7 protein-coding genes and 1 pseudogene are annotated in these 8,148 nt (G+C 70.7%); 2 read left to right on the top strand and 6 right to left on the bottom strand.

Annotated features, from left to right (window positions below):
* The first annotated feature begins 20 nt into the window (after positions 1–20).
* Complete coding sequence (locus tag ACTMVF_RS16385) at positions 21–1,544, top strand: M1 family metallopeptidase (RefSeq protein ID WP_441271750.1); 1,524 nt, start codon at positions 21–23, stop codon at positions 1,542–1,544.
* Between the two features lie 28 nt (positions 1,545–1,572).
* On the opposite strand, the gene ACTMVF_RS16390 is transcribed toward ACTMVF_RS16385, so the two are convergent.
* The 3 genes and pseudogenes from ACTMVF_RS16390 to ACTMVF_RS16400 form a co-directional block, all read right to left on the bottom strand.
* Positions 1,573–2,493: an adenosine kinase gene (locus ACTMVF_RS16390; protein WP_441271751.1), complete on the bottom strand. Its 921-nt coding sequence runs from the start codon at positions 2,491–2,493 to the stop codon at positions 1,573–1,575.
* Positions 2,494–2,741: 248 nt separating this feature from the next.
* Positions 2,742–2,864: pseudogene (locus tag ACTMVF_RS16395) on the bottom strand (Appr-1-p processing protein); the annotation flags it as partial.
* Positions 2,865–2,903: 39 nt separating this feature from the next.
* A complete protein-coding gene (locus tag ACTMVF_RS16400) occupies positions 2,904–4,370 on the bottom strand; it encodes an amino acid permease (protein WP_441271752.1) in 1,467 nt (488 codons plus the stop codon).
* A gap of 231 nt (positions 4,371–4,601) precedes the next feature.
* On the opposite strand from ACTMVF_RS16400, the gene ACTMVF_RS16405 reads away from it, so the two are divergent.
* Positions 4,602–5,390 (top strand): MerR family transcriptional regulator, encoded by a 789-nt coding sequence (locus tag ACTMVF_RS16405; protein ID WP_441271753.1) that lies wholly within the window; start codon positions 4,602–4,604, stop codon positions 5,388–5,390.
* Here ACTMVF_RS16405 and ACTMVF_RS16410 read toward each other — a convergent pair.
* The 3 genes from ACTMVF_RS16410 to ACTMVF_RS16420 form a co-directional block, all read right to left on the bottom strand.
* Positions 5,367–5,531: a hypothetical protein gene (locus tag ACTMVF_RS16410; RefSeq protein WP_441271754.1), complete on the bottom strand. Its 165-nt coding sequence runs from the start codon at positions 5,529–5,531 to the stop codon at positions 5,367–5,369. The genes ACTMVF_RS16405 and ACTMVF_RS16410 overlap by 24 nt on opposite strands.
* Before the next feature lie 18 nt (positions 5,532–5,549).
* Positions 5,550–5,960, bottom strand: a complete 411-nt coding sequence (locus ACTMVF_RS16415; RefSeq protein WP_441271755.1) for a hypothetical protein — start codon at positions 5,958–5,960, stop codon at positions 5,550–5,552.
* Positions 5,961–6,318: 358 nt separating this feature from the next.
* A complete protein-coding gene (locus ACTMVF_RS16420; RefSeq protein WP_441271756.1) occupies positions 6,319–7,953 on the bottom strand; it encodes a thiamine pyrophosphate-binding protein in 1,635 nt (544 codons plus the stop codon).
* Between the last annotated feature and the right edge of the window lie 195 nt (positions 7,954–8,148).

Raw genomic sequence — 8,148 nt, forward strand, 5'->3', positions numbered from 1 at the left:
CCCTACGACTTGGAGCTTTCGTGCACCGCAGAATCATGGCACCGGGCGCACTCGCAGCCGCCTCTTTGATGCTGGTGATCCCGGCGTCGGCCGCGAGCCACTCCCCCGGTGCTCCGGGCATCGGCGACCCCTACTACCCGGCCTACGGCAACGGCGGATACGACGTCTCCCACTACGACCTGCGGCTGAAGTACCAGCCGGCCACGGACGAGTTGGAGGGTACGGCGACCCTGCTGGCGAAGACCACGCAGGACCTGTCCCGCTTCAATCTGGACTTCCTGCTGGACGTCAGTGAGGTCCGGGTCAATGGCGCGAAGGCGTCGTTCGCGACGTCGGGCGAGCACGAGTTGGAGATCACGCCGAAGACTCCGCTGGCCAAGGGCACGGATGTCACGGTGGTCGTGCGCTATCGAGGGGTGCCGTCGTCGAAGAAGGCGTACGGCTTCACCAGCTGGCACCGCACCCCGGACGGCGGTGTCGGGGCGAACGAGCCCGAGGCCGCCTGGTGGTGGTTCCCGAGCAACGACCACCCGCTCGACAAGGCGACGTACGACGTCTCGGTGCTGGTCCCGGACGGCACCCAGGCCATCTCCAACGGCACGCTGCAGTCGACGAGTTCACGGCTGGGCTGGACCCGCTACAACTGGCGCTCGAACAAGCCTCAGGCGACGTATCTCGCCACGCTCGCGGTCGGCAGGTTCGACGTGACCACGGGGACGAGCGAGAGCGGTATTCCGGTCATCAACGCCTACAGCAAGGACCTGGGCGACCACTACGGCGCCGCGCGGGCGAGCATCGAGCGGACCGGGGAGATCGCCGACTGGCTGAGTGAGTACTTCGGGCCGTACCCCTACAACGCGCTCGGCGGGTATGTGCCGAACACCGACACCGGGTACGCGCTGGAGACGCAGACCCGGCCGTTCTACAGCCCGGCGAACTTCGCGAACGGGACCAACACCTCCGTCGTCGTCCATGAGCTCGCCCATCAGTGGTACGGCGACCTGGTGTCCGTCAAGGACTGGAAGGACATCTGGATCAACGAGGGCTTCGCCCGGTACGCGCAGTGGCTGTGGTCGGAGCACGAGGGTGAGGGGACGGCGCAGGAGATCGCCGACTACGTGTACGCCTCGCGTGCGGCCGGCGATGCCTTCTGGAAGGTGCGGCCCGGTGACCCGGGGCCGGAGAACCAGTTCCACATCGCGGTCTACGACCGGGGCGCGCTGACGCTGCAGGCGCTGCGCAACGAGATCGGGGACGAGGCGTTCTTCGCCATCCTCAAGGGCTGGACGCAGAAGTACGCGTACGGCAACGCCTCGGTGGCCGACTTCCAGCGATATGCCGAGGAAGTGTCCGGGAAGCCGCTGGCGGCGCTCTTCGACACGTGGCTGTTCCAGCCGTCGAAGCCGGGCGCTCCGGCGGCGCACAGTGCGTCCATCGCCAGGTCGGCCACGGACCCGGTACAGCCGAAGTCCTGGAAGAAGATCGCGGCCACGAACGGCGTGCACGACCACGGGCACGAGGGCGAGGACGAGGGCGAGCACTGACGGCCCAGGGACCTAGGGACCTAGGGGCCTACGGGGCCTGGAGGGCTTCGAACGAGGCCGCCCGCTCGAGGAGTTCGTCCCGGCCTATCGTGTCCGTCTGCGTCGACGGCACTGTGCAGGCGTGGGCGCCGGCCACCGTGCCGTACAGAGCGCATCGGCGCGGTGGCTCGCCGGACAGCATGCCGTAGAGGTAGGCGGCCGCGAAGGCGTCGCCGGCGCCGTTGGAGTCGACCACCGGCGCCGGCGGGGCCACCGTGGGAACGTGCGTGAGCACGCCGTCCGTCAGGAGGTACGCGCCCTCGGCTCCGGCGGTGGCGACGACCACCTCGGCTCTCCCCCGCTCGGCGATGCGGCGCACGGTTCGCTCGGGGTCGGTCAGGGCAGCCGCGGAGAGGAACACCACGTCGGCCGCGTACGCGAAGGGCTCGTGGTACGGGTTCTCGCCGTCCCAGTTGTGGAGGTCGGTGGAGAGGGTGACGCCTGCCTCGCGGAGGGCGGGCAGGGCGTGGGCGCAGGGGTGGGTGATCGACACATGCGCGTGCCGGGCGGCCTCCGCGAGGGTGCGCAGCGTGTCTTCGGGGAACCGGTCGTCCGCGTGTGCCCTGCTGGTGTCGTACAGGGACAGCCGCCGTCCGTCCGGCCCGACCAGGTTGACCGCGCGCTTGGTGCCGGCGGGCTGCGGGATCGCGGTCAGGGGGATGCCGTGCTCGCGGTGCAGGGCCCTGACGAGGTCGCCCTCGGGGTCGTCGCCGAGGAAGTCGACGTGGTGGGTGCGCAGGCCCAGGCCGCTCAGTGCGGCGGCCACGAAATCGCCGGTCTGACCGGCGCGGGTACGGATCCCCCTGTCGATCATGTAGCTGTCGGCGTACGGGAGGGGCAGCTCGGGGACGTACACGATGGTGTCCACGCCGGCACCGCCCAGCACGAGCACGTCGATGTCGCGGCTCAACTTGCGCTCCCCGCATGGTCGTAGACGGTGACGGCGATCCCCTGTCGCACCAGCCGCTCGGTGATCAGCGGCTCGACGCGGGGACGCTCCGCTGGGTGGGCAGGCACTCTCGCCGCAGGCCCTCCGGATAGGGGGCGACTGCAGGTCGTGTGGGGTTGGTCGCGCAGTTCCCCGCGCCCCCGAGGGCGCGTCCCCGGCCGCACATCGAAAGGCTTAGGACGGCGCCCTGACCACAGTCCTTCGCGGCACGAGAGCGCCAGGACGAAACCCTTCCCCCATCCACCGATGTCGTTGCAGACATGGGCAATCACCTTGACGCCCTTCACCGAAGGAACGGTGGCGTCACCCCGGACATACGTGATCTCCGACATGACGCCACCGTAGAGCCCGCCACTGACAACGGCCTCCGGCTACTTCGTGAGGTCGGTCAGCTCCCGGTCCTCCGCCTTCGCCACCCGGCGTCGGATCGCGAACCAGCCGGCGACCAGCATCGCCGCGATGACCGGGATGAGGAGGAGGGTCTTGCGGCCGACCTCGGGGTCGTTCCACATCAGGGCGAGCACGGACAGCAGGAAGGCGATCGTGACGGTCTCGGTGACCGGGCTGCCGGGGAGGCGGAAGCTCGGCCGGGTGACCAGGCCCGCCTTGGCTCGGCGGACGAAGATCAGGTGGCAGACCATGATGATGACCCAGGTCGAAATGATGCCGAGCGAGGCGACGTTCAGCACGATCTCGAAGGCCTGGCTGGGCATGAGGTAGTTCAGGCCGACGCCGAGGACGCACACCGCGCAGGTCAGCAGGATGCCGCCGTAGGGGACCTGGCTGCGGTTCATTCGGGCCGTGAACTTGGGCGCCGAACCCGCCATCGCCATCGAGCGCAGGATGCGGCCGGTGGAGTACAGGCCGGAGTTGAGGGAGGACATCGCCGCCGTCAGGACCACCAGGTTCATCACGTCGCCCGCGCCCTCGACGCCGATCTTCGACAGGACCGTGACGAAGGGGCTCTCGTCGGCCGAGTAGACCGAGCCGGGCAGGAGGAGGGCGAGGAGGACGACCGAGCCGACGTAGAAGAGGCCGACGCGCCACATGATCGAGTTCACCGCGCGCGGGACGACCTTCTCCGGCTCGGCGGTCTCGCCCGCGGCGACGCCGACCAGTTCCAGCGCGGCGTACGCGAAGATCACGCCCTGCATGACCAGGACGACGGGCATCAGGCCGTGCGGGAAGACGCCGCCGTTGTCGGTGATCACGTCCAGGCCGGGGGTCTGGCCGCCGACCTTGTGCTGGGTGGCCAGCAGGAAGATGCCGACGAACATGAAGGCGACCAGCGTGGCGACCTTGATGATCGCGAACCAGAACTCCATCTCGCCGAAGATCTTCACCGAGATCAGGTTCACGGCCAGGACCACCGCGAGGGCGGCCAGGGCCAGCACCCACTGCGGGATGTCGGTGAACATGCTCCAGTAGTGCGTGTAGAGCGCGATCGCGGTGATGTCGGCGATGCCGGTCGTCGACCAGTTCAGGAAGTACATCCAGCCGGCGACGTACGCGCCCTTCTCGCCGAGGAACTCGCGCGCGTACGACACGAAGGAGCCGGACGAGGGGCGGTAGAGCACGAGCTCACCGAGGGCGCGGACGACGAAGAAGGCGAAGATGCCACAGATCAGGTAGGCGATCGCCAGCGCCGGGCCCGCGTTGTGGAGGCGGCCGCCGGCGCCGAGGAAGAGGCCGGTGCCGATGGCCCCGCCGATGGCGATCATGTTGACGTGGCGGGCCTTGAGGTCCTTGCTGTAGCCGGCGTCGCCCGCGTCCGCGGGCATCGAGGCCGCGTCGGTACGGGGTGCGGCCACTGCCGTGTTCACGGCGTCCTTGCTCACGGGGGTACCACTCTCTGGTGCGCTCGAGCGGGTCACGCTCGGGTGTCCGGACGTACGTATGGTCCGCGCCCTCGGTAAAGGCGCAGACCAAGGGGTCACCTTCCCCCAGGGGGCGCGGCTCACGCGGTGGCGTATGTCACAGAGCGTTACTTCTCACACGGCGTCCCGCGTCGTCGTCAGGTGGGGCGCGGGAGGTGTCACAGCACTGGTGAGACAGCGATACTGCTGCACATGACGACCGACACCACCGAGGGGCCGACCCTCACGATCGACGAGCTGGCCGCGCAGGCAGGTGTGACGGTGCGCACGGTGCGGTTCTACGGCACCAAGGGGCTGCTGCCGCCCCCGGTGATCGGTCCGCGCAGAGTGGGGCGGTACGGGCGCGATCATCTGGCCCGGCTGGCGCTCATCGAGGAGTTGCAGCAGCAGGGCATGACGCTGGCGGCCATCGAGCGGTATCTGCAGCAACTGCCACCCGATCTGGACGCCCATGACCTCGCCGTTCACCGGGCGGTGGTGGCGTCCTGGGCGCCGGAGGCCGTGGAGACGGTGACGCGGGCGGAGCTGGAGCGGCGGGCGGGGCGGGCGCTCGGCGACGACGACGTGGAGCGGCTGGCCGCGATGGGGGTGGTCGAGCCCGGGGACGGCGGCGGGGGCAGGGACGGGGACGACTCCGGCTCCGGCTCCGGCTCCGGCTCCGGCGACTACCGCGTCGACGTCGGGCTGCTGCGGCTGGGCGTCGGGCTGCTGGACGTACGGCTGTCGCAGGAGGCGATCCTCGCCGCGCGCAAGGTCCTCATCGAGCACTCGCGTGCCGCCGCGCACGAGTTGTCGCAGCTCTTTCGCGGGGAGGTGTCGCAGCGCGCGGCTGAGGATGTGAAGTCGCTCTCCGCGCACATGCAACCCCTTGTGGTGCAAGCCCTGTTGACGACCTTTCAGCGCTCGCTCAAGGAGGAGCTGAGGGAATGGCTGGGTGGGATGTCGGAGGGAGGGACCTCAGAGGCAGGCGGATCCGCCTGACACGTCGAGGGTCTGCCCGGTCAGGAAGGCCTGCCGGTCACGGACGTACTCGAAGCCGCCGTACGCGCCGACCGCGCGCTCGGCGGTGGCGGTGCGCCGACGGGTCCGCTCCGTCTCCGGAGCGGACCCGCACAGGTTCACGCCGTCACAGATCCGCGATCACGGGCTTCCATAGATCTTGCTGTAGTCGGCGCAGTCCCAGTCGCGGCCCTGTTCCGTGAGGCACTCCTTGGCCTCGAACCATGACACGGTGTCGTCGAAGTTCCATGTGTAGCTGTTCTCCGCGCCTGACCCCGAGGCGGAGAGGTACTCGGTCCTGTCGCCGCCCCACCCGTCCTGGTACGTGGCACGCAGGTACACACGCGCACCGTGCGAGTCGGCCTTCGTGTCGCGGATGTTCACCTTGACGTAGTACCGACCGCCGGAGAGGCTGACGGTGCCCCAGGCGTGAGCGCCCACGAGGTCGCCCTGCGTGTACTGGAGGTTCCAGCTCGAAGCCGCGTTGGCGGTTCCCGCGGAAACTCCGACGGTCAGTGCGGCCCCGGCGGCGACCACTCCGAGTGATCGCATGATGAGCTTCGTACGCATACGTCCCTGCCTCCTGGTCCAGCTTCTCGGATTAAGCCACGAACCTTTCGTCCAGGAAGCTAGGGACGCAGCATTGCGCAGACCTTGGACGATCCTTGAAACAGCTGGTCACGGCCGCGCGCACACGGGGGGCGGCGATGCGGGGGGGGGCGGCGACGACCGAGACGCCGGCCCGGACTCCTCCGGGTTGATGCCGTAACCGCGGGCCCGGATCAGTGCCAGGGCGAGGGCGAGGGCGAGGAACACCTTGCCGGTGGCAGGCGCACGTTGCTGCTGCCGGGCGTCGTGCAGGTCGCCCGGGTACGGAAGTGCGGCGGCACGGTTGGCGCGTGAGTCTCCGTCACGATCGCAGCGGCACGTCGACCAGGAGCGGCCGGGTCAACTTCCCCGCACCGGCGACCAGTTCGCGCAGATGGGTCGCGCTCTGCGCGCGTACCGCGTCGACGCCGAAGAAGCCCGCGGCCTGGGTGAAGTCGAGTTGCCCCAGCTCGGTGCCCGGACAGACGCCCTGGCCGCCCATCGACTGGTAGGTGTCCTGGACGGTGCGGTAGGCGCCGTTGCTCATCACCGCGAACAGGACGGGGGTGGACTGCCGGGCGGCGCTCCACAGGCCCTGCAGGCCGAACAGCGTGCAGCCGTCACCCAGGACGGCGACCACGGGCCGGTCGGGTTCGGCGAGCGCGCGGCCCACGGAGGCGCCGATGCCCCAGCCTAGGCCGCCGCCGACGGTGTGGGTGTAGCTGCCGGGGCGGTCCAGGCGTACGAGGCGGCGTAACAACAGGCCGACGGTGATGGCCTCTTCGACGACCACGGCGTCGGGTGGCAGGCCTCGGGCCACGGCGTGGGCGGCGGCCCAGGGGGCGAGCGGGGCTCGGGAGTAGGCGGCGCGGGCCGCGGACTCGGTACGGTCGCGCTCGGCGGCGTGCCGTTCGCCCGCGCGCAGGATGCGGGACTTGGCGGTGTGGTCGGGGACCCGGTCCAGGAGCAGTTCGGCGAGGCGGTGCAGGGAGGGGGCGAGGGCGCCGACGAGTCCGGTGTCGGCGGGGAAGTTGCGGCCGATCTCGTCCGGGTCGGAGTCGAGTTGTACGACGGTGAGGCCGGGCGGCAGCGCGGGGCCGGGGGTGTAGTGGTGCGGGGTGAAGGCGTGTGCGCCGGCGATCAGTACGGCGTCGTACGCGGCGAGTGCGGTGCGGATGGCGTCGTGGCGCGGGGGCAGCGTCCCGGCGTGGAGGGGGTGCGTGGTCGGGAAGTTCAGGTGGTCGGCCATCGGTTGGTGGTGGACGGTGGCGCCGCAGGCTTCCGCGGTGCGTATGAGCGCGCCGAGGGCGTCCTCGCGGCCCACGCCGTCGCCGGCGACGATCGCGGGGCGGGCGGCGTCGCCCAGCAGGAGCGCGGCGCGTGCCAAGCCCAGGTCCGGGGCCGGTCCCGGTGCGGGTGTGGGGGTGCGGGCCGGGACCTCGATCTCGGTGTCCTCGGCGAGGAGATCCATCGGGACGGAGAGGAACACCGGTCCTGCGGGCGGCCGTACGGCGAGCGCGAAGGCGCGGCGCAGGGCGAGCGGGAGGTCGCGGGCGTGCTGGACGTCGAACGTCGCCTTCACCGCGGGGGCCGCCAGGCCCGTCAGGTCGCCCGAGAGCATCGGGTCCTGCTGGAGGTGGCGGCGGTCCTGCTGGCCGGCCGTCACCACGAGGGGGGTGCGGGAGCGGCGGGCGTTGAGCAGGCCGATCAGGCCGTTGGCGAGGCCGGCCGCTATGTGCAGGCTTACGAAGGCGGGGCGGCCGGTGCCGCGGGCGTAGCCGTCGGCCATGGAGACCACGGCGCCCTCGTGGACGCCCAGGACGTATTCGGGGGCGTCATCGGTCTCCGACAGGGCGGCGAGGAACGGCAGTTCGGTGGTTCCCGGGTTGCCGAAGACGCGGTCCACGCCCTCGCCGCGCAGGATGTCCAGGAGGGCTTGGGCGGGGCGGGTTCCCATGGGGCTCCTCGGGGGGCGGGGCCTGGAGGGGGTCGCCGGTCAGTGTCGGGGGGCGGTGGGGTGGGGGCAAGAGGGCGTGTCGCTCAGCGGTGCGCGGGGGTGAGCGCCGGGCGGTTTCTCGCCCCCGCCGCCCCTACCCGTCCCATCCCAGGGGGCTCCGCCCCCTGGACCCCCGCTCCTCAAACGCCGGAGGGG

The organism is Streptomyces sp. SD31 (assembly GCF_052068475.1).
Taxonomy (GTDB): Bacteria; Actinomycetota; Actinomycetes; order Streptomycetales; family Streptomycetaceae; genus Streptomyces.

Bases quoted from the DNA above. Each gene is read 5' to 3' on its own strand.
- ACTMVF_RS16415 (WP_441271755.1), bottom strand. From the start codon at position 5,960: ATGCGATCACTCGGAGTGGTCGCCGCCGGGGCCGCACTGACCGTCGGA.
- ACTMVF_RS16405 (WP_441271753.1), top strand. From the start codon at position 4,602: ATGACGACCGACACCACCGAGGGGCCGACCCTCACGATCGACGAGCTG.
- ACTMVF_RS16420 (WP_441271756.1), bottom strand. From the start codon at position 7,953: ATGGGAACCCGCCCCGCCCAAGCCCTCCTGGACATCCTGCGCGGCGAG.